The 21,432-nt window shown below is 42.2% G+C and carries 15 protein-coding genes; 10 read left to right on the top strand and 5 right to left on the bottom strand.

Annotated elements, in window-relative coordinates; genetic code table 11:
• Positions 1 to 30: 30 nt before the first annotated feature.
• Positions 31 to 2,442: a TonB-dependent receptor gene (locus I6J03_RS09280; RefSeq protein ID WP_232279781.1), complete on the bottom strand. Its 2,412-nt coding sequence runs from the start codon at positions 2,440 to 2,442 to the stop codon at positions 31 to 33.
• A gap of 481 nt (positions 2,443 to 2,923) precedes the next feature.
• Between I6J03_RS09280 and I6J03_RS09275 the strand changes: the two genes are divergently transcribed.
• The 4 genes from I6J03_RS09275 to I6J03_RS09260 all read left to right on the top strand — a co-directional run bounded on the left by I6J03_RS09275 (position 2,924) and on the right by I6J03_RS09260 (position 7,597).
• Positions 2,924 to 5,068 (top strand): TonB-dependent receptor, encoded by a 2,145-nt coding sequence (locus tag I6J03_RS09275; RefSeq protein WP_003009813.1) that lies wholly within the window; start codon positions 2,924 to 2,926, stop codon positions 5,066 to 5,068.
• A gap of 105 nt (positions 5,069 to 5,173) precedes the next feature.
• A complete protein-coding gene (locus I6J03_RS09270) occupies positions 5,174 to 5,797 on the top strand; it encodes a hypothetical protein (RefSeq protein ID WP_003009810.1) in 624 nt (207 codons plus the stop codon).
• Between the two features lie 7 nt (positions 5,798 to 5,804).
• The gene (locus I6J03_RS09265; RefSeq protein ID WP_003009805.1) at positions 5,805 to 6,848 is read left to right on the top strand and encodes a sensor histidine kinase; all 1,044 of its coding nucleotides are present in this window, start codon (positions 5,805 to 5,807) and stop codon (positions 6,846 to 6,848) included.
• The gene (locus tag I6J03_RS09260; RefSeq protein WP_003001675.1) at positions 6,845 to 7,597 is read left to right on the top strand and encodes a LytR/AlgR family response regulator transcription factor; all 753 of its coding nucleotides are present in this window, start codon (positions 6,845 to 6,847) and stop codon (positions 7,595 to 7,597) included. Before I6J03_RS09265 ends, I6J03_RS09260 begins: the two co-directional genes overlap by 4 nt.
• A gap of 1 nt (position 7,598) precedes the next feature.
• Here I6J03_RS09260 and I6J03_RS09255 read toward each other — a convergent pair whose 3' ends face one another.
• Positions 7,599 to 8,063, bottom strand: a complete 465-nt coding sequence (locus I6J03_RS09255) for a hypothetical protein (RefSeq protein WP_003009801.1) — start codon at positions 8,061 to 8,063, stop codon at positions 7,599 to 7,601.
• Between the two features lie 204 nt (positions 8,064 to 8,267).
• A complete protein-coding gene (locus I6J03_RS09250) occupies positions 8,268 to 8,747 on the bottom strand; it encodes a hypothetical protein (RefSeq protein ID WP_003009798.1) in 480 nt (159 codons plus the stop codon).
• A gap of 205 nt (positions 8,748 to 8,952) precedes the next feature.
• Here I6J03_RS09250 and I6J03_RS09245 point away from each other — a divergent pair, with 205 nt between their 5' ends.
• Positions 8,953 to 9,927 carry a hypothetical protein gene (locus I6J03_RS09245; protein WP_232279780.1) on the top strand — a complete coding sequence of 325 codons (975 nt, stop codon included), beginning with the start codon at positions 8,953 to 8,955 and terminating at the stop codon, positions 9,925 to 9,927.
• A 128-nt stretch (positions 9,928 to 10,055) separates the two neighbouring features.
• Here the strand turns inward: I6J03_RS09245 and I6J03_RS09240 are convergent, their stop codons facing one another.
• Positions 10,056 to 13,226, bottom strand: coding sequence for a S41 family peptidase (locus I6J03_RS09240; protein WP_003009792.1), 3,171 nt, complete (start codon positions 13,224 to 13,226; stop codon positions 10,056 to 10,058).
• 277 nt (positions 13,227 to 13,503) lie between these two features.
• Between I6J03_RS09240 and I6J03_RS09235 the strand changes: the two genes are divergently transcribed.
• From I6J03_RS09235 to I6J03_RS09215, 5 genes are all read left to right on the top strand, one after another.
• The gene (locus I6J03_RS09235; RefSeq protein ID WP_003009789.1) at positions 13,504 to 13,893 is read left to right on the top strand and encodes a hypothetical protein; all 390 of its coding nucleotides are present in this window, start codon (positions 13,504 to 13,506) and stop codon (positions 13,891 to 13,893) included.
• 177 nt (positions 13,894 to 14,070) lie between these two features.
• A complete protein-coding gene (locus I6J03_RS09230; protein ID WP_003009784.1) occupies positions 14,071 to 15,153 on the top strand; it encodes an efflux RND transporter periplasmic adaptor subunit in 1,083 nt (360 codons plus the stop codon).
• Between the two features lie 22 nt (positions 15,154 to 15,175).
• Entirely contained in the window at positions 15,176 to 18,367 is a 3,192-nt protein-coding gene (locus I6J03_RS09225) for an efflux RND transporter permease subunit (protein WP_003009781.1), read from the top strand.
• On the top strand, positions 18,339 to 19,796 hold the full coding sequence (locus tag I6J03_RS09220; protein WP_201681002.1) for a TolC family protein: 1,458 nt from the start codon (positions 18,339 to 18,341) through the stop codon (positions 19,794 to 19,796). Before I6J03_RS09225 ends, I6J03_RS09220 begins: the two co-directional genes overlap by 29 nt.
• Positions 19,797 to 19,927: 131 nt before the next feature.
• Complete coding sequence (locus tag I6J03_RS09215) at positions 19,928 to 20,185, top strand: carbohydrate-binding protein (RefSeq protein ID WP_003009774.1); 258 nt, start codon at positions 19,928 to 19,930, stop codon at positions 20,183 to 20,185.
• 21 nt (positions 20,186 to 20,206) lie between these two features.
• Here the strand turns inward: I6J03_RS09215 and I6J03_RS09210 are convergent, their stop codons facing one another.
• Positions 20,207 to 21,208, bottom strand: a complete 1,002-nt coding sequence (locus tag I6J03_RS09210; protein WP_003009771.1) for a hypothetical protein — start codon at positions 21,206 to 21,208, stop codon at positions 20,207 to 20,209.
• Between the last annotated feature and the right edge of the window lie 224 nt (positions 21,209 to 21,432).

Here is a 21,432-nt window from a genome sequence, read left to right as displayed (position 1 = left end):
ATGTATGAAAAGAATACTCCTTTCTATGTTTTAAAACTTCAGGGTCAGCTCCGCTGTAAAATTGCGTGGCATCTGTGCGACCACCACACCCTGTCCGGCGAAATACTGCGCATTCCCCAGGTTATTCATTTTGAATCCGAATCTGTACTTCTCTTTTTCCAGAGAAACAGAAGCATTGATCAGTGTATAAGCCGGGAACGTAAATCGTCCTGTCACCACTTTATCCTCGCTGATCTGTTCGCCCACCCGGTTGACACCAAATCCAAATCCAAGCCCATGCAACACACGCGTCTGCAAGACATAGCTCGCCCATGAATTGAAGACATGCGCCGGACCTGCGGATCCCGGACGGCGACCCTCTACCGAAGCATCTGCCTTCTGAAATTTACTGTCATTATAGGTATAACCCGTCATAATATTCAGCCCGGCCATCGGATTTGTAATCAGTTCAAACTCCAGACCCTTACTCCGTTGTTCACCATCCTGAATAGTGATCAGATATTCTTTACCTCCCTGTTCAACAGCGATATCACGGGACATATTGTTGACCGTGATGTCATAGTATGATGCGGTAAGGTTAAATCTGTTCTCCCATAGATTTGTTTTCACTCCTGCCTCCCACTGGTTAGCCATCTGCGGTTTCAGATTACCGTTATATTCCGGCAATTGTTGTGTTACAGGAGACACATAGCTGAATCCGTTCATATAGTTTGCGTATGCCGACAGGCGATCTTTAAGTACCTGATAGACCATGCCCACCTTTGGTGACCAGGCCGTCTGCTTAAACTCTCCTGTACGCACATTGTTATTCAGATTCAACTGTCCGCGGCTGTTGTAATGATCGACACGCAAACTCAATAAAGTCGTCCAGCGATCTGTCAGATATACCACATCCGACAGGTAAGCTCCGTATATGTTACTTGAGGTATAATTACGCACCATTGGGGATTTCGATTTCTGGATGCTGGCAGTAGCCAGTTCTCTGGAAATAAAACCATAATCATTTTCCAGATCCCGCCCGTTGATCGTATCGTATTTGACGATAGGAGAGTGGTTGTTTCGGGTAGACTGATTCAGGTAATCCAGACCGATCAGCACCTTATTCTTAATACTTCCGATATGAAATGTTCCGTTGAAATTTTGTTGTACACTCGTAGAACTACCTTCTGAATTATTCCATTGTACATTTCGCTCCAACAGCGCATCGCTGTCATTACCACGGATAAACTGATACTGGTATAATCCTTCTGTTTTTCTGAAGTTGCGGGAAAGTAATGTCTGAGAAGTCCAGTTATCAGAAATTTTATAGTTCACTTCTCCTTTGATATTAATAGATGGCGCCTTCAGCGTCATATCATTATTGGAATAAGAACGCTTCCAGTCAAAGCCGAGCTCATCCGGTGTATGCGCATAGAACGGTCGTGTTCTTGCAAAAAAGATAATCGGCGTATTGGTTCCTTCATAATTATACAGCTGTGCCCCCAGATTAAAAGTCAGTTTATCGTTGACTTCATAGCTGAATGTCGGTGCAGCAAAGAAAGATTTTCGGAACTCCGAATCCCTGAATCCGTTTTGATACTGATAAGCTGAGTTGAAGCGGAAAAGTGTTTTTCTGGATTTGGTCACCGGCCCATATACATCCGCTGTCAGGCGGTTGAGATTATAACTACCCAGAAAGTAAGAAACCTGTCCGCCAAAATAATCCTTTGGTTTTTTTGTCATAATATTGACCAATCCTCCAAACGAGGTCACCGAACCACCGTATAGTGTTCCGGATGGTCCTTTCAATACCGTTACACGTTCTATATCTGCCGGATCGATTTCACCGTTAGTTGTCGCCGGTACTCCATCCACCATCGATACTTTGGTCGGGAATCCGCGCAGACTGTAATAGAATGAACCGTCACCGCTGCCACGTCCCGGACTCCCCTGCATCTTGACCATACCCGGCACATTGCGCAGGGCATCCGAAAGATCAGTAATCAACTGTTCTTTCATGATCTGCTGATTGACACTCGTCAGTGCCTGCGGATTTTCCAGATAACGCAACGGCATCTTGGCAGCCGTGGTACTATCCTTATCCAAAAACTTATTCCGGCGGTAGCCATAGACAGTCACCCCGTCCAGATCATGGTACTTTTTAGTTGCATAGATCGTCGGCAGTTCAGCCATCCCGGTCGTGATCTGTATATTCTCCCGCAGCATTTCAATATCATTCAGGGTCACCTGTATAACATAATCTCCCGGAGGAACATTATCCAGGTAAAATTCACCTGTTTTATCAGTTCTGGACTGATAAGAGGTATTTAATAATCGGAGCACGGCATCCTTAACGGGAACCTGATCCGTGAGCATAATTTTTCCGCGCACCCGTTCCTGTTTCTGTGCCACACCCATCAGGGGAAATATACTGCACAATAAAATAATAAAGACTGATCTCATGATGTTAATTAGAATGGTAATGTTCTGTAATAATATGATTTGGTTTTAGTGTAATCCGGAAAGAAGAGGCCACAGTTCTGTACACCTCCATTATGCATTCCCATCTTTATAAAATCAACTGACATATGTAAGAAAGGCACTTCTGTGCATAAGGTAAAGACGGTATATAGAAAAGCGGGAGGACATGCGAACAGTAAACCTATCGAAGGATAGGTAGTACTTTTTCTGTTTTAAAGAAAATATATCTTGTCACCGAAAGGTGCGTATTCAGAAGGTTTGGCATACTTTATTCTTATTTAGATTAATTCTACACAAAAGTACAGAAATAGTTCAGATTCCAAAAAATAAGATGAAATACCCTTTACAAAAACCACCTCTTAATGCACGCCATACAACTCATCCCGGTTTTTTGACAATTCAGACACACTCTTTTGCCAAAATCTCTCTTTAGGGGCAATTTTAGGTCAAATTTATTAACCACATGAGAGTATTGATCTTTTTATTATTTATGCAGACTGCAGTTTTTGCACAAACCCAGATTACTGGCCGTATTACAGATAAAAGCAACAGACCTGTCCCGCGTGCAAGTATATATCTCGTCGGCACATATGACGGTACCACCTCAGATTCCAGCGGAAACTTTAGCTTCCGTACGACTGAAACCGGTACAAAAGAGCTGAAAGTTACAGCGATAGGCTATCAAAGTACGCTTCTGCCGATACAGACAGGGCAAACATCGTTTCTACAGATACAACTTGCAGAAGCGGCACTTCAACTCGATGAGATTGCTATCTCCGCCGGAATGTTGCAGGCAGGAGATAAAGCCAAAGGCAGTGTGATAACTCCTTTAGAAATTGTTACTACTGCGGGAAGTATGGGCAACATTATTGCCGGACTGGCCACACTTCCCGGTGCACAGGTGGCCGGAGAAAGCGGAAGATTAATGGTAAGGGGCGGATCTTCATCCGAAACAAGTACGTATGTAAATGGTATACAGGCCAGTCAGCCGTATACATCTGCCCCGAATGATTCTCCTGTGCGTGGGCGCTTTTCACCCTTTTTATTCAAAGGCATCAACCTATCCACCGGAGGATACTCTGCCGAATACGGGAATGCACTGTCAGGAGTATTGCTGCTCAATACTGCCGATAAAATAGAAGATCCGAAGACCGAATTGTCGCTTTCCTCGGTTGGTGTAGGACTCGGAACCACACAAGCCTGGAAGAAGAACTCCCTCAGCTTCAACGGGAGCTACTCTAACCTCAGACCTTACGTAAAACTGATCAACCAACAACTGGACTGGATAGATCCCTATCAAAGCGGATCCGGCGAGATGATCTACCGCCATCAGTCAGCAAACAGCTTTTTAAATATATACGGTTCATTTAATATAGAACGATTTTCATTGCGTCAGCAACATATAGACTATACGGAGCCGGTATATGTAAAACGAAAAACAGATAATATCTATCTGAACATCAATTATAAACAAAAACTATCCCGTGATTGGCGAATGGAGTCCGGAATCGGGGTAGACCGGAAGATCGACAATACTTACTTTAATGAAAGCTATATTCCGGATCAGGATTTCAGTCTGCATATTAAGGAAAAGCTATCTAAAACCTGGAACCAACGTCTGCGTACATCTTTCGGAGGGGACTTTTTTTATAGCCGGTACAAAGAGCGTTATACCGATCCGGAGAGATCATTTGCCTATGGTTATACTTCTCAAATCGGGGCATTGTACACCGAGACGGATTATGCGATCAGCACAAAATGGATTACAAAACTTGGCCTTCGAGCGAGTCAGACAAACATGCAGGATGGGGTGATTCTGGAACCCAGAGTATCATTGGGCTATCTCATAAACAGATCCAGTCAGCTTTCTCTTGCATACGGTGATTTTCATCAGCAGGCTGATCCGGATATACTCAAATATGCCAATCGGTTAGACTGGATGTCATCCAGACATTTTATCCTTAATTACATGTACGAAAGCAAAGGGAGAACTCTTCGTATTGAAGCATACAGAAAAACATATGACCAGCTGGTACAGTACAATACAGCCCGCCCTACCTATCAAAGTGTGTACAGCAACGGAGGTAAAGGTTTTGCTGAAGGTATAGATATCCTGTACCGGGATAATACGAGTATACGCAATCTGCAGTACTGGGTTTCATACAGTTATACACATACCCGCCGTCAGGAAGCCAACTATCCTATGGAAGTAACTCCTCCTTATGTTGCGGATCATGCCTTGTCAGTAGTCAGCAAATACTGGATCAGTGACCTGAAGTCTCAATTAAGCCTTACAGGAAGCTACGTATCCGGCAGGCCATATAACGATCCAAATACTGCAGGTTTTATGCAGCAGAAGACAAAAGGCTATTCGCAGGTGGCAATGAGCTGGTCTTATTTACTAAGTCAGCAGAAGATCCTGTTCTTTTCGGTGAGTAATCTTCTGGGGAATAAACCTGTCTATGGCTACCACTATGCGAGCCAGGCCAGTCCGCAGGGTGTATTTGCCCGTCAGGCCATTACTCCCGTGGCCAAAAGATTTGTATTTGTAGGATTCTTTATGACAATAAGCCGTAATAAAAAAGATAATCAACTGGACAACCTGTAGAAATCTGACAATTCATCCCGGTTTTCCGACAGTTGGGTTACTATTAATTGTACAACAACAGCATACTTCACACTTTTGACTTATAAACTTTTAACACAGAATACGATGAAAACAACAGTATTACTCCTTGCGCTCCTGATTACAAACAGTATGTTTGCGCAGAGCGCTTATGAAAAAGGTATGGCTAACGGAATGCAACTTTGGCAATCCGGTAAAAACACAGAGGCCGCAGCCCAGTTCGAACGCATCGCACAGGTAGAGAAAGACAACTGGATACCGGCATATTACCAATCCTTTATCACCATTCTATCTGCATTCAATGCGAAAGATGCGGACAGCAAGATGAGTCTGATCAAAACAGCCAAAACTATTCTGGATGCTTATGCCGCACAGCATAACAACCCCGAATGGCTGGTGCTGAAAGCGATGAACTATACTGCTGAACTCACGACAGACCCTATGACTAAAGCACAGGAATTGTCTCCGCTGATTATCGCCACCTACGAAAAGGCAAAAGCTATTGCGCCTGAAAATCCAAGGGTTATTCTGAGTCTGGCTCAATTTCAGATGCAATCCAAGAAATATTTTCATCAGGATACCAGCGCAGAGTGCGAAAGTATAAAGAAAGCTCTACATTTGTTCGATACACAAAAATCAGAGACCGCATTTGCTCCTTCCTGGGGAAAAGAACAAGCGGAGCAGATCGTTTCTTCATGTACAAGTAAATAATACCGATATGAAAGCCTTTCTTAAATCATTACTTCTGGGAATAGTAATAAGTGCAGGCATTTCCTTATTATTTTCGGCCTATTATCTCATCACCTACGGCAATCTGGATATTCAGTTTTACAAATCCAGAGGAGCACAGATCGGAATGATCTACGGGGTGATGGGTTATATGCTCAACAGCAATCTGGCCGCTTATATTCACAGCAAGGTGCCCAATGATAATCATTGGCGTAGACGACTATCTTACTTTATACCCGGCAGTATTCTGGTAACGGTGTTGATGGTCTTCGTGGTCAATTGCTTTTTTCTGGTTATTTTCGGAGAACTTTCCTTTGTAGAGTTTCTGTCAGGGCAACGTCCGGAGGTCTATATCATGACAACTCTTATTGCCTTACTTGTTGGTCTCGGCTTCTATGCCTTTTACTTCTACAAAGCGTATAAAAATGCGCAAATTCAGAAGCAGAAGCAGATCGCAGGAAACGCTACAGCTCAATTTGAATCCCTTAAGAATCAGATTGATCCGCATTTCCTGTTCAACAGCCTCAATGTGCTCACCGGCCTGATAGAAGAGAGTCCGGAAAAGGCGGTGGACTTTACCACCTCTCTTTCGCGCATCTATCGCTATGTGCTGGAGCAAAAAGACAAGGAACTGGTCCCAGCACAGCAGGAACTAAAGTTTGCCCAAATCTTCCTCAATCTGCTCAGACTTCGTTTTGAGGAAGCCCTTGTCGTAGAGATCGATGACAGTTATATTGAAGAAGAAGAAAATATTATCCCCTTGTCTCTGCAGTTGCTAATCGAAAATGCCATTAAACATAATGTGGTGAGCACTGCCCGCAAACTGCATATTAGGATTGTCAAAAAAGACAAATACCTGTATGTAAGCAACAATCTGCAGCCTAAAGAGACACTGGGAGAGTCTACGGGGATAGGATTAAGCAATATTATCAATCGCTACCACCTGTTGACGACTGAAGAAGTCATTATTAACGATCAAAACGGAAATTTTGAGGTAGGCTTACCTCTGTTAGCTATCAAATCGGAATCATGAATATAATAATCATTGAAGATGAAATGCCTTCTGCCCGTCTGCTGAAGCGGAAGGTAGAAAATATGGGATATACGGTGACAGCGCTTTTGCACTCGGTAGAAGATGCCAAAGCATGGCTGTTGTCTAATCCTGAGCCTGAACTCATATTTCTCGATATACAATTGTCCGACGGACTCTCCTTCGAGATCTTTGAAGAGGTGAACGTACAGTCAGCAATCATATTTACGACAGCCTATGATGAGTTTGTGTTACGTGCTTTCAAGATGAACAGCATTGATTATCTGCTCAAACCCATTATTGAGGAAGAGCTGAAGTTTGCATTTGACAAATTTCTCAAACTGCAGCACAGTAAAGAGGCGGTAGACATGAATGAGATCCGTTCGCTATTGAAACTAACAAAAAAAGAGTCTTACAAAGAGCGGTTTACGATAAAAATAGGGCAAACGATCAAGGTAATTGATATACAGGACATTGCCTGCATTTATAGTGAACACAAAGGTACTTACTTGTGGACGCGTCAAGGAAACAATTATCTGCTTGACATCACTCTGGATAAAGTTGAAAAGATGATTGACCCCAATCGGTTTTTCAGGATCAGTCGCAGTCACATTATCCAGATAGACAGCATCAAAGAAATTGCGGTACATTCCAACTCCCGTCTGCGCATATATCTGCAGCCTGACCCGGATCAGGAAATGATCGTCAGCCGGGAGCGGGTAAGTGATTTCAAATCCTGGCTCGAAAAATAGTTTAAAGAACGGTGAGATTAAAAGGTATATTAAAATTAACGGAGGTCGTAAATCCGCGGACAGGTTTGAACTGAGACTTTGTTCTCAGATCAAACCCATAACCAACAGCTATATCTACTAAACAGATCAGTCCAATTCCAATTTTGGGGGTGAAAGTATAAGGGGTAACCTCAGCTTTCAAAGCAGGCCAAAAAACATCTTCACCCCTGTAATAAGTAAATCCTAATTCCGGGATAACAGTTGTCTTATTCATCATCCAGGTGAAGTTGGCAACGCCATCAACTTTTATATATTCTTTAGAATTCAGCGCAAACAGATTCCAGCCTGATACTTTCAAAAAGTTACCACTTTGATACTGGTACCCTACAGACGGCCCCCAAATCCATTTATTCTTTTGTGCCTGAAGAGTTTCAGGAGTTAGCAGGAGCAATATAAAAAGGAAAAAGAAAGGACATGTGTTTCTCATATCGAAAAATTAATTCCATTCAATTTACCCAATTAACTTTACGAATCAAAATATTAAAAATGAAACACCCTTTACTGGCTGATGAAACAGACCAAAGAGGTTAACAATAAATGCACGTAAGTAATATCCTGAAAAGGAACAAAATTCAGGGTAGATCATTTGGGTGCCCAATGCTGTTATAACTCTGTCACAGACGCTCTATGACTAACGGATAAAGAAGTTAAACGGTACATTGACACTGATGGAAGTAGTAAAACCTTTCAGGGGTTTAAAATTATCCTTAGTCTGCATATCAAGGCCGTAGCCGACACCGATGTCCACGAGTGAAAGCAAACTCACCCCCACCTTTGGTGTCACGGTATAAGGTGTAATTTCTCCCTTCAGAAAAGGCCAGACCCCTTTATCACTCAGGTAATAAGTAAATCCAAGTTCGGGAATAACTGTCGTCTTATTCATCATCCAGGTAAAGTTGGCGCCCGCATCAATTTTCATATACTGATTATCATTGGGCGCAAAAAGACCCCAGCCTGAAACTTTTAAAAAATTACCTTTTTGGTATTGATACCCCACAGACGGGCCCCAGATCCAGGAACTACCGCCTTTACTGGCAGACAATTCCTGCTGTCCTTTTGCCGGTAAAAGAATTACCGCAAATACAGCGAAAAGAAGAAATATCTTTTTCATATGGAGGGATTTTAAAGACATACTAAATTTACAACATTAAATTAACATACTACAATAGTTGAGCCTAAGCAAGAGCTATGAACGGTTCTTATCGCAATATTATGACACTGTGATAACGGGATGGCTAAGATTTTGTTTACAAAAAATTCATCTTGTTCTTACCGATATTTATATTAACTTTGAGTTTAATCCATCTAAATCAGAGATGTACAATACAGATTCTTTAAAAAATTTCACCATTAGATTGGTCATACTTTTTGTCGCATTGCAGAGTTTCCATGCTCAGGCTCAATTTGGGAAACTGGGAGATATAGTCAATAAAGGAGTGAGCAAAGCGCTCAACAGTTCCCAACTGAAGTTATTGAAATCCGACCCTATCACAACCAATTTTGATGATTGTAATCAGGAGAAAACGCTTGTTGCTGATTTCGGAAAAGATTCTGTCAAAACAGATCTTTGCACGTTAAGCGCTCAATATACCAAAACTACAGGCTTCAGGCTGAAACCGGGCTTTTATAAAGGAACATTCAAAAGTTTCTGTCTGCAGGCAGGTACTTACGGACCATCAAGAGGAGATGCCTATCTCTTTGCTCCGCTGGCCGGCCCTAAAGAAAAGATAGCACGTACGCTCATTGCAAACTGGGAAAATCATCCTGAAATCGAACAATCTCAGGTACAGGTGCTGCTGTGGGCTATTATAGCAAAGACAAACTTTACAAAACTATCTCCGGAGCTGCAGGCTACCGCAGCAATACTCCTGAGTCAAAAAGACCTGTCAGCTTTGGGTAGCTCTGTCATTGATTATCTTAGCGGAGAAGCGATGCAGTCTCTGACACAAAACCTGCCTGAACCGGCAAAAACAATTGTAGAAATCGAAAACAAGATCAGAGGACTGATGTATAAAGCGAATGCCTCTTATCAGGAAATTGAAAGTCTGGCCATGCTTACCGGCGTAGCTCCTGTTAATGAAAAATTTCCGAGAGGTATCTGGAGCTTTCACCCGGATGGGTATTATATCAAATATCTTCCTCAGGGCTATTCTGTGACTTCGGTAGAAATATACGTGCCACAACAAGCGGGTACAATAGACTTTTTGCCAACTGGCGATGTTGCTGTTCCGGCATCAAGAGGCTCCCAGAGATTAGGACAGTCGAATATTCTGATCTGCGATCAGCAATAACCAGCCTTCAAAAAAGACCATATTACGCAACATAAATGTTGGTTTTCTTAAACGGCCAGGGACGGCAACATGTTAACAAAAGACCATTAAAAAGCCGGTATTCATTTCTGATATACCGGCTTTTTGATTTATTTCAAATCTTTCAGGATTTCCTGTATTGCTTTTTCCAACTGCGGATCCTTTCCTTCTAAACGGTCTGTAAATGTGTTCTTGACATAGATATCCGGTGATACTCCTGTCAGCTCCAGGTCCTGACCATCCAAGGTATAACATCCCCAGGCCGGTACTCTGTACATAGATCCATCGACTAGCCCCTTCGCTGAAGTGAAGATAATCCAGCGATAGGTTTCGGTTCCGATAATCTTACCCAGCTTCAGCGCCTTGAATCCCGCAGCAGTCATCTCGGCATCACTGAGCGACTGCTCATTGATCAACAGTACAATTGGTTTGGCGGCAGGAGCAAAATTACTTTGAGGTGCCCGCTTACCATCCCGGTATTGCCACTGCAGATATGGACGCTGTGACAGAAAACGCAGAACTTCATCGTGCACATTGCCTCCGGTGTTGTAGCGCAGATCCAGTATGATCGCATCTTTATTATTTTCCTGTTCGGCCATATCCAGTAAAAAGCGGTTTAACTCGTCACCCCCCATATTTTTCATATGAGAATAGGCGATCCGGTTGTTGCTCATTCCGTCCACCTTAGCTCTGTTTGCTTTGATCCACTCATCATAGAGCTGCTCCCGCTGTGCATTTGCCGGCTGCGGGCGTATATTGACGTTGATTTCTTTACCCTGACGGCTGAAAGTCAGCGCCATTTCTTCTGCTAGGGAAGGTAAGGTAAAATAGGAATCCCGGTCTCTGGTTTTATCAATGCTCTGGCCGTTGACTGCCAACAGGATATCGCCTTCTTTAATGTCTATGCCTTTGCGTGAAGCCGGGCTGTTGACAATGATCTGTGACACCTTCCAGGGATCTTTTGTATCATATACCACACCAATCTCATTCGTGACAGCAGTAAAGCTTTTACGTTCTTCAGGACCGGAAGAATTAAAACCTAAATGTGAGGCATTCAGCTCGCCCAACATATCGTTGAGTAATATGCGCAGGTCCGCTCTGTTATTGATATTCGGCAGATACGCTTCATACTGTTTTTTCACGGCAGACCAGTCTATTCCATGAAAAGTTCCGTCATAGAAGTTTTCTTCTATCCCGGCCCAGGTTTCATAAAACATCTGCGAAAATTCTTTTTCAAGATTACGTTGAAATTTCAATGAAACATCTACTTTATCAAATTTATTTGCATCTATATTATATTTCTGAATAGCTCCTCTGCTCAATGCATAATATTTGCCACCCGTTTCAAATAAAGTTCCGACGCCTCCATCAGCTACCTTCTCTGTTTTATTCGAAGTGAAGGGTTCAATCACAGTACGGTATAACGCTCCGCGTCCCTCTCCGTGATTGGAAGAATAGAAAACATAGGTCTTATCGCCCTTTTGAAACACAACGGGATCCAGCTGCGTACCGAAAGCCGGACTGACCAGTGTTATACGGTCCAGCAATCCCTGTGTATCTATAGTCACCACCGGTTTGTCAGCAGAAGCCGTTTTCGCCGGTTCTTTTTTATCCTTATCTGCAGGCGTTTTCTTTTGTGCTGTCGTATCTTTTTTTACCTTCTCCGTCTCTTTGAATAGTTCGTCAAACTTGCTGATGCGGTAGTCTTCATCAAAGTTTTCCAACGCCATACGGTATATGCTGGCGTTCTGTACTCCGGTAGGGTAGGAAGGCTTTGTCCGGTTACTCGCAAAATAAATATACTTCCCATCAGGAGACCAGGTAGGAGTAAGCTCGGATACTCCTGTATTCGTGAGATTGACAGTGCTGTTCGTCTTCAGGTTATGCAGCATAATATCTTGTTCAAAATTGCGGTATGCCGTGAACAGGATATAGTTGCCGTCCGGAGAAAATGAAGGAGAGGAATTTTGAAACGCCCATATTTCATCCTTTACCACTGTACTGCTTTTCAACGTATTGAGGTCTAATGTACGCACCTCATCGCGACCGCTGAGGTAGACTCCCAGAGTACGATCCTTATTAAATTCGATAATCCTGTTGTTACGAAGGTCTTTTGTCAATTGTTTTGCCTGTTCCTTGCCGTCTGCAGCGATCGTAAACCAGTTGAGATAACCCTGGTAGGTCTGATTAAAGAGTAAGGTTTTATTGTCTTTAAGCCATTTGACCTCCACAATGCGTTCGCCCTGACCCGGCATCTGCCGCACAAATTTTCCTTCTATATCACTCACAAACAATTCTCCGCGGGAGACAAAAGCCATTTTTTTGCCGTCCGGAGAAACATCCACATTGCTGATATTATCCTTGACATCAAACTCCTGCTGCTTGTTCAATACCAGGTTACGGCTGATTGCTATTTTAGGCTGGATGGTTTTCTTTGTGGCTACATCATATAAAAATAGCTGATAATCCTTCTCAAACACCACCTTTGTTCCGTTTGCCGAGACAGCAGGGCGTTTAATGGAGGTTGGAAATTTTGTAAGCCCGGTTTTCTTTCCATTAACAAAGCTGTACAGATTGTATTCCCCGTTTACCTCATCCGAAGCAAAGAAAATAGCTCCTTTCTGGTCCACACTCGGCCAGAAATCTTTCCCTGCATAATCCGTATATTGTTTGAATTGTTTTTGCTTCGGAGAGTAAGAAAGAATGTCCGGATTGAAAGCTCCTTTATAGCGCTTGCGGTTAGACGCAAAATTACTTTCCCAGGAATCGTTGAATAACAGTTCTCCGGAAGGCGTCTCTACAACATTATGAATGGTATTGAAATAATGCGGAAACATCCGTTCTGCAGTTCCTCCGTTGACAGCAACCTTATAACTGCTGAACCGGTTGTATCTTGACGAAGTAAAATATATACTCTTACTATCCCAGCTCCAGCTGTCTACTTCGTCACCTGCATCGTGGTATGTCAACTGTCGGATATCGCCCCCTTCCAGCGGCATAATGTATACATCCATATTGCCATTCTGATTGGAAGAGAAAGCAAGCCATTTGCCATCAGGAGAAATCCGGGGTGCGATCTCAGTTCCGGACATTGCGGTAAGCCGTAAGGCCAGACCACCATCTGCGGCGACTTTCCACAGATCGCCATCGTAACTGAATACGATTGTTTGCCCGTCCGGACTCAAAGTCGGATACGAGAAAAAGGATGCCTGGGACTGTGCATGTACTGTGAGCAGACTGCCCAGTGAAATTCCCAGTGAACAGAGAAAATGTTTGATCATAAAAAATAATAGGTTACGATTTGCGGCATACAGGGAGATAATCTGATTACTTTTTGACTATAGACACAATAAAAAATTATCCATATCCGTATTTGTGTGCTGCTATATTGGAGTTGAAAGTAGCTAATAGTCTACATTCTGACAACATAAAATGTAAAAACCATGTAATTTATCGTTCAAAAAAGCCTCCAAAAGAAAATTTAACGATTATTTCACATATCACGGCACCGGTTTCGCTTTGAGGAGATTAAACTTTTGCTATTTTTGGCCTTTGAAAATGAGAGCTGTATTTTTCATATTGAATATTTGTTTTCTCCTGATATGGGGACATCACCATGCCTATGCACATACTGCACAGCAGGTGTACGGTATTCAGGGAAATCAAATGCAGCAAACGAAACAGACCTGTCATATACACCATGACGCTCTCGTCATGAAAAACAGTCTGCTGGATGAAGAAGAAAAAAGTATTTTCAGTGTAGAAAATGAAGATACTGATTTTGTTTTCGGACGAAAAGACATGCAGCTATCCAAACAGATCATTGATCTGTCATACGGGTTGCTTTTACCTTTTATACAATACAGACATAAGGACCGTCTTCCTTTTTATTTTCATCTGTATACCCCTTCTTACAAATATATCCTCCAGCGGGTATTAAGAATCTGATAACCTTTCCATACATCATATTTACAGTCGCCGATACGCTTATCGATGGCTAATGGCATATTATTGAATTTTTACTGCTGTTAGACTGCCTGTATCCGGCTATTCCGTGATGTCACAATAGTCCCTGAAGAAATCATCGGTTTCCCAATTTCCATTTGTCCTATATTAATTCATATCATGAAGAGAATTATCATGTTCATGAGCTTGTTTGCATTATTATACCAAACAAGCTGTACTGCTAAAAAAGAGAAAAAAGAAGAAGTAGCAGAGTACACCGTTACCAGTCCGTTAAGAGTAGACACCTCTTTCACGAAGGAATATGTTTCACAGATCCGATCTGTACAAAACATCGAAATCCGAGCTCAAGAGAAGGGTTTTTTAGAAAAAATCTTTGTAGATGAAGGTCAGTATGTCAGTGCCGGCCAGACACTATTCCGTATCATGCCTCAGCTGTATCAGGCAGAATTGCTGAAAGCAAAAGCTGAAGTAGAACAGGCAACAATCGAGTTGGAAAATGCCAGTACACTGGCTTCCAATAACATTGTTTCTAAAAATGAAAAAGCTATGGCTAAGGCTAAGCTGGATGCAGCCAATGCCGAAATGAAGCTGGCCCAGATCCACTTATCCTTTACAGATATCAAAGCTCCGTTTTCGGGTATAATCAACCGTATTCCGCTGAAACAGGGGAGTCTGGTCGATGAAGGTGATCTGATGACATCCCTGTCCAATAACACGGAAATGTACAGTTATTTCAACGTGTCGGAGCCTGAATATCTAAATTACCAGACACATATCAATGACAGAGGCAGTAAGGAAGTGACGCTGATTATGGCTAACGGGGAAGCTTTTCCTAAAAAAGGGCAAATACAGACTATAGAAGGTGAGTTTGATAATGAAACGGGAAATATTGCTTTCCGCGCCAAATTTGCAAACCCCGATAAACTGTTGCGAAACGGAGAAACCGGAAAAATACAAATGGTATTGCCATTGAAAAATGCAATGATCATCCCGCAGAAAGCAACCTACGAGATTCAGGATCAAAAATATGTCTTTGTAATTGATAAAAATGGAATAGCCAAATCCAGAAACATCAAGATCGCCTATGAAATTCCGGATCTCTATGTGATCAGTTCGGGTCTTGCAGACGGTGACCGCTTCTTACTGGAAGGTGTACAGAAAGTAAAAGATGATCAAAAAGTACAAACGAAGTTTCAGGAGCCGGAAAAAGTGATGCAATCGTTGAAATTAAAAGCAGAGTAAGGCTGGCTTAAAATGAAATATTATGTTTAAGAAATTTATTCGCAGACCCGTTCTGTCTATTGTAATCTCACTGATTATATTATTCTTAGGAATACTGTCACTTGCAAAACTTCCGGTGACACAGTTTCCGTCTATCTCTCCGCCCAAAGTAAATATTACGGCCTCGTATCCCGGAGCGAACAACGAACTATTGATCAAATCTGTAGTCATTCCCTTAGAAAGAGGTCTGAACGGCGTACCGGGCATGAAATATATGACTTCGGATGCCGGTAATGACGGCGAAGCATCTATACAGGTTGTATTCGATCTGGGGACAGATCCGAATGTAGCAGCCGTGAATGTACAGAACCGTGTATCTTCTGTAGTCAACAAACTGCCACCCCTAGTTGTCCGTGAAGGAGTAAAAATCACACGTGAAGAGCCCAACATGCTGATGTACATCAACTTGTACAGCGACGACCCTAAAGCTGATCAGAAGTTCCTGTTCAACTATGCGGATATCAACGTAATGTCCGAACTGAGACGGGTAAGTGGTGTGGGCTTTGCAGATATACTGGGTACACGTGAATACGCTATGCGTATCTGGCTGAAGCCGGACAGGCTGACGGCCTATAACATCTCTTCCGATGAGGTGATGGAAGCCTTAAATCAGCAGAGTCTGGAAGCTTCTCCCGGAAAAACTGGAGAGAGTTCAGGCAAGCGTTCCCAATCCTTTGAGTACATTCTGAAATATCCGGGCCGCTTCAATAATGAAACGGACTATGGAAACATTATCCTAAAGGCCAAGTCCGGAGGTGAGTTTGTACGTCTTAAAGATGTAGCTGATGTAGAGTTTGGTTCGTCCATGTACGATATTTACTCTACCCTGAACGGTAAGCCTTCGGCTGCGATCACGGTAAAACAATCCTACGGATCCAATGCCAGTGACGTTATCAAAAATGTAAAAGAACTGATGACGGATCTTCAAAAGAACAACTTCCCCAAAGGTATGCACTATGATATCAGTTATGATGTATCCCGGTTTTTGGATGCCTCTATTGAGAAAGTGGTTCACACCCTGTTTGAGGCATTCATACTGGTAGCGATTGTGGTGTTTCTGTTTCTTGGGGACTGGCGTTCTACGTTGATTCCGGCACTTGCTGTTCCGGTTTCACTGGTAGGTACATTTGCCATCATGTCGGCATTCGGCATTACCTTAAATATGATTTCGCTTTTTGCATTGGTGATGGCCATAGGTGTGGTGGTCGATGATGCCATCGTAGTCATCGAGGCCGTCCACGCCAAGATGGAGGAGAAGAACCTATCTCCGCTGAAGGCTACAGAAGAAGCCATGCACGAGATCAGCGGTGCCATTATAGCCATTACACTGGTCATGGCCTCTGTATTTATTCCGGTAGCCTTTATGTCTGGTCCTGTCGGCGTATTCTACCGACAGTTTTCCATCACAATGGTATCTTCCATTATGCTTTCAGGAGTTGCGGCGCTGACATTAACTCCGGCTTTATGTGCGCTCATACTGAAAAATAATCATGGAAAAGCGAAAAAGAAAACATGGATCAGCAAATTTCTGGACAGCTTCAACAACATGTTTACCAAAGGTGCCGGAAGATATGAGAAGCTGTTGAATAAAACGGTTACTAAGAAAGCTTTTACTCTTCCTTTGTTACTGGCCTTCTGTATATGTACCTTCTTTTTAAGCAATTCTCTCCCTTCCGGATTTATTCCGGGAGAAGATCAGGGAATGATCTATGCCATTATTCAGACGCCTCCGGGATCAACACTGGAAAGAACGAACCAGATTGCAAAAGAACTGTTAAGAGAATCTGAAGATATCGATGGGGTACAATCCGTATCATCACTCGCCGGATATGAGATCCTGACAGAGGGTACGGGATCCAACTCCGGAACCTGTCTGATCAATCTCAAAAGTTGGGAAGAGCGTAAGGAATCTGCCGCAGAAATTATTGAAAAACTGGAAGAAAAAGCCAAAAATATCCCGGGTGCAAACATAGAGTTCTTCCAGCCTCCTTCCATTCCGGGCTACGGAGCTGCCGGAGGTTTTGAACTTCGCCTGCTGGATAAAGCCGGAAGCGGGGACTATCAGAAAATGGAACAGGTAAGTAATGATTTTGTCAAGGAACTGAAAAAACGTCCTGAACTTGGTTCTGCATTTACATTCTACTCCGCAAGTTTTCCGCAATATATGCTGAAAATAGATAATGATCTCGCAGAGCAAAAAGGTGTAACCATAGAAAAAGCTATGGACAACCTGTCTACACTGATCGGATCCAACTATGAAACCAGTTTCATCCGGTTTGACCGACCTTATAAAGTGATCGTACAGGCTGGCCCGCAATACAGGGCTTTACCAACAGATTTATTGAAACTGTATGTAAAAAATGATAAGGACCAGATGGTTCCCTATTCAGATTTTATGCATCTGGAAAAAGTATATGGTCTGTCTGAGATCACAAGACATAATATGTATAACTCTGCAGAGGTGAGCGGGTCTCCGGCTCCAGGCTACAGTAGCGGGCAGGCCATTAAAGCCATTCAGGAGGTTGCAAACAGCAAGCTTCCAAGAGGATTTGGTATCGATTGGGCAGGTATCTCCAAAGATGAGGTAAGCCGTGGAAATGAAGCCATTTATATTTTCCTTATCTGTCTGGGATTTGTGTACCTGATTCTGTCGGCACAATATGAAAGCTTTATCCTTCCCCTTCCGGTCATCCTCTCTTTACCGACAGGTATATTCGGAGCCTTTTTATGCTTAAAATTATTAGGCCTCGAAAATAATATCTATGCACAGGTAGCCATGGTCATGCTGATCGGTCTGCTGGGCAAGAATGCGGTATTGATTGTTGAATTTGCCGTACAGAAAAAGGCTGAAGAAGGAATATCGGTCGTAAAAGCAGCTATCGAAGGCGCTACGATCCGATTCCGTCCGATCCTGATGACCTCATTTGCATTTATTGCAGGTCTGATTCCTTTAGTGATGGCCACAGGCCCGGGTGCTTTAGGAAACCGTACCATCGGTACTGCAGCTGCAGGAGGGATGTTTATCGGAACGATCTTCGGACTGCTTATTATTCCGGGATTATACTACATCTTCGGAACAATAGCGGAAAGATCACGACTGGCAAGATATGAAGAAGAAAATCCATTAACAGAAAAAACTGAACCTTATGAACATGATGGAAAATTCGAAGACTAAGAGCATTATCACAGCGATTGCTTTCGCTCTGATGCTGGCAGGATGTAAAGCCCCGAAGGCGACCATTGTAAAAGATGAGGTAAAAGAAAATATCCCTCTGAATTTTCAAAGTGGCGAACAGCAGGATACAGTACAGAACAGTGGCACAACTCCGTGGAGACAATTTTTCACGGACCCGAACCTGGTCGCACTTATTGAGACTGCTTTAAAAAATAATCAGGAGCTGCTGATTACTCTTCAGGAAATCGAGATAGCAAAAAGTGGTGTACTTTACAAAAACGGTAAATTAAGTCCGACTGTTGCTGCAAAACTCGGCGCAGGAGTAAGTAAAGCCGGCCGCTATACCAGTGAAGGAGCCGGAGATGCCACTACAGAGATAGAACCCGGAAAAGAAATGCCGGATCCACTCGGAAATTTTGAAGGTGGCTTAGTCGCCAACTGGGAAGTGGATATATGGAAAAAGCTACGCACAGAAAAACAGGCGGCTATTGCTCACTATCTGGCCACGGTAGAAGGTAAAAACTTTGTGCTCTCCAACCTGATTGAAGAAGTCGCGGACAATTACTATGAATTGCTGGCGCTGGACAATCAGCTGGATATTGTACAACAATATATCAAATTGCAGGAAAGAGCTTTGGAGATCTCCAAAATTCAGAAAGAAGCTGCGGCAACAACAGAATTAGCAGTTAAAAAATTTGAAGCAGAACTCTCCAAGTCCAAAGCTACGGCCTATACGATTCATCAGGAAATAACCGAAAAGGAGAATCAGATCAACGCTTTACTTGGACGTTATCCGCAGCCTGTTGTCCGGACAAAAGAAAGTTTTATGTCTACAATCGCACAACCGGTGTATACGGGTATTCCTTCACAGTTGCTGGCCAACCGTCCGGATATTAAAGAGGCAGAATTGGAACTAAAAGCGGCAAAACTGGATGTAGAAGCGGCCCGCAAAGAATTCTATCCGTCACTGGAAATTTCTGCTGCGCTGGGACTGGAAGCATTTAAACCTTCTTATCTGGTGAAAATGCCGGAATCAATAGCCTTTGGTCTGGCAGGTGAACTGGCAGGTCCGCTGATCAATAAAAGTGCCATCAAGGCTAATTTCCAGACTGCAGATGCAAGACAGCTGCAGGCACTATACGAATACGACAAAACGATACTGAATGCCTATCTGGATATTGCAAACCTGATGTCTAAAGTGAAAAACATAGATCAGTACTATAAAATGAAGTCCCAGGAAACGCAGGCTTTGGATGAATCTATTGAGATCGCCAATCAGTTGTTCAAAAATTCAAGAGCGGACTATCTGGAGGTTCTCCTGAATCAACGGGATGCTCTGGATGCTAAACTGGAACTTATAGAAGCAAAGCAAAAACAACTAAGTACAGTTGTCGATATCTATAAAGGCCTTGGCGGAGGGTGGAAATAAGAACCTTCAAAGCAAAAAACCCGGTCTCGTTGGGACCGGGTTTTTATTCCTCGAAAAACTTGTTCTGTACAATCGAAGAAGGCAAAGGTTTAATTGCATTTCCTTTATGATCTCATACAAAATGAGAACTTTTGTTCATACAGTTTACTTGCAAGACCAGGAGCAATACCCAAGATGCAACTATTGAGATTCATATAGACAGTATAAGTGTTCAGTTATTAGGTATAGTAAATGTTGCAGTGTATCAAGAAGAAACTGCCAATACCATACATACTGCTGCTCAAAAGGTAACGGGTATTCATAATATCTATCTGGTTGTCAGATCGAAAAAAGATCACGATAAAAGCAAGGACTTATTAAATCTGGAATGGTTTGAAGTTGGTCGTTAGCTCAGTCCTTTTACACTAGGCTTACATTTTTGGCAGATACTTTTGCTGTTTTAGATCAATGAAATATGTTTTATTTCCTTCTTTCACTTCAAAAAGTATGCGTACATTTTTTCGTTCTTCGGCAGATTTATCGTTTACAGAAATACTGCTGGTGTAAGCAATGTTAATAATTTCGTATTTAGATTGAGGTTTGATTACCCAGGTTAAGTTATTAAGGTCCAAAATTCCCGTTTTACTGTAGTCTAGGTTACTGTTAAGGTTGTAATTAAACGCATGATTGTAAAGACTTCCAACCAGTTCGTCTTTTAATTTTACATGTCCGTTAAAACTGATGAGCGAGCCTTTGAAATTTCTGATTGGGGTAGAAAACCAAATATCATCTTCGTTAGACAGGAAGTCGATTTTATCAATTCTGTGATGCTTAAAATTAAACTGAGCTAAAGTATTGCCTGCCGTATCTATAATTCCGTCATAATATTCATCTGGACCAGTTTTTTTTGTAACTATGGCGTAATACTGTCCTTTGTGCAAAAATGGCTGAACATTAAAAAAATGGTGAGACTGAACATGGTATAAATCTGAATAAGCAATTAGCTTCCCGTTTTTATCAACTCTAAACCCTTTGTATCCTGTTTTAGCACTTATCAGTTCAATTTTATCACGGTCTGGCACTTCCATTGCCAGCATATTTTCAAGAGGTATTACATGTTCTATCCTAACGTTGCCGTTTTGGCTAACCGAAAATTTGAATTCACTTCCATACTTTCCAGTCATAATCGGATTAAAAAGCGAAACTTCAGAAATCTTATCGGTTGGTTTAAGAATTACTTTTTTAGTTTTTGCATCAATAAAACCGGTTTTTCCATCAATAATATAAGGAATTACGTTGCTAAGATTTTTCTTATCGGCTTTAGCTAAAAAAACACGAATATGTTTTTCAACTGTTGCGCTATCTTCTGCTTGAGCTAAAATAACTTGCGTAGCAATTAACAGCAACACGGCAAGTGCAATTTTGTTAATCATTTTTAAAAATAATTTAAGACAAAGATAAAAATAATTTACTGGTTATGTCATAAGTATTCCTCCTTAGTTTCTAAGCTACAAAGGGTTTAGAAATTGACAATATTAAAGTATTCTATCAGCTATGACGGAAATAATATTTGTAGTAGTTTCGGTCCATAGTTTCAATAATCTTTTTAGATCATAAAAAACACTTTAAACATTAATCCCCAACTTTTTAATCTGAC

The organism is Sphingobacterium spiritivorum (assembly GCF_016724845.1).
GTDB lineage: Bacteria > Bacteroidota > Bacteroidia > Sphingobacteriales > Sphingobacteriaceae > Sphingobacterium > Sphingobacterium spiritivorum_A.
Note: the sequence above shows the minus strand (reverse complement) of the source record. Positions and strands in the feature narration are given on the sequence as shown.